The 1514-nt window shown below is 75.0% G+C and carries 1 protein-coding gene; it reads right to left on the bottom strand.

The window, feature by feature from the left end; genetic code table 11:
• Window positions 1–217: 217 nt before the first annotated feature.
• Window positions 218–1390 (bottom strand): sensor histidine kinase, encoded by a 1173-nt coding sequence (locus tag QH276_RS20080; protein ID WP_280398527.1) that lies wholly within the window; start codon window positions 1388–1390, stop codon window positions 218–220.
• Between the last annotated feature and the right edge of the window lie 124 nt (window positions 1391–1514).

The raw sequence follows: 1514 nt of genomic DNA, 5'->3' as shown, positions 1-1514 counted from the left end.
CCCTCCGGGGGGGGTCCCTACCCCCCGCCCCGCCCCCGGTTTTGGTGGGCCCGCCCCCCCCCGGGCGCCGGGGCTAAAACCGGCGGCTCCCATTAACCCCGCCCCCGGCCCGCCCCGGGGGGGCCCCCCGGGCGGATAATTCCCGGTGCAGGGGCGGCCGGACCCCGTTCTGTGAGGGTGAACGGGGCCCGGCCGTTATCGCGCGTGCGGGCCGGTATCACGGCCGGATCCCGGCGCGGAACTTCGGCACCCGCATACTCACCTTCGTTCCGGCTCCCGGCGCGGTATCCACCACCAGCCCGTAATCGTTGCCGAACGCGGCGCGCAGCCGATCGTCCACATTGGCCAGCCCGATATGCGGTGCCTCGCCCTCGGCGGTATCCAGTGAGCCGGAACGCAGCACCTCCGGGTCCATTCCGGTGCCGTCGTCCTCCACGCTGATCACGCAATCGGTCCCGGCGTCGAGCGCTTCGATGGTCACCGTGCCACCACCGGGCCGCCCGGCCAGACCGTGCCGGACGGCGTTCTCCACCAACGGCTGTAAGGCCAGGAACGGCAGCGTCACCCCGAGCACCTCGGGCGCGATCCGCAGCCGCACCTGCAGCGCCGGCCCGAAGCGGGCGCGTTCCAGTTCCAGATACCGCTCGATATTGCGGAGTTCGTCGGACAGCACGGTGTATTCGCCGGCGGCCCGGAAGGAGTAGCGGGTGAAATCGGCGAAATCCAGGATGAGTTCGCGGGCCCGCGCCGGATCGGTGCGGACGAACGAGGCGATCGTATTGAGCGCGTTGTAGATGAAATGCGGGCTGATCTGCGCGCGCAGCGCCCGGACCTCGGCCCGGTCCAGCCGGGCGCGGGACGCGTCGAGTTCGGCCAATTCCAGCTGGCCGCAGGCATAGCGGGCCACCTCGGCCAGCGCGCCCAGGGTGCCGGGTCCCGGCGCGGCCGCGGTGACCATGCCCAGCGCTCCGGCGACGGCGTCGCTGTCGGTGAGCAGCGGCTGGACGACCAGCGTCCGGCCCGGGTGTTCGGGGTCGGGCAGGTGCACCATCACCGGCCGCCGGCCGGCGATCGCTCGCCGGGCCGCCGTGGCGAACTCGCCGGCCGGTACGAGCCGCGCGCCGTCCCACGCGAGCAGTTCGCCGTCGGGATCGGCCACCCCCAGCCCCTCCGCGCCGACGAGGGCCCGGAGATGCGGCGCCGCGTCCACCGCCGACTCTTCGGTGAGCCCCTGGCGTAGCGACCGGGCCGCGAGCGAGGCGGTGTGCAGGGCGGCGTGCACGGCGCGTTCGGCCGGGGTGGTGACCATCCGGCGCGGCCGTGCCCAGAGCAGCAGGGCGCCCACAACGAGTACGGCGGCCGCGGAGATCACCACGGTGGTCGCGGTCATCGCACCCCTGTCTCGCTGCCTCCGGATCCCGTTGCCCCGCTGCGCGCGGTGCGGCCGGGGGGGGGGGGGGGGGGGGGGGGGGGGGGGGGGGGGGGGGGGGGCCGCGGCGCCCCCCGCCGGGCCG

Origin of the sequence: Nocardia carnea (assembly GCF_029869215.1) — a bacterium.
Taxonomy (GTDB): Bacteria; Actinomycetota; Actinomycetes; order Mycobacteriales; family Mycobacteriaceae; genus Nocardia; species Nocardia carnea_B.
This window is presented reverse-complemented; position numbering and strand designations above follow the sequence as displayed.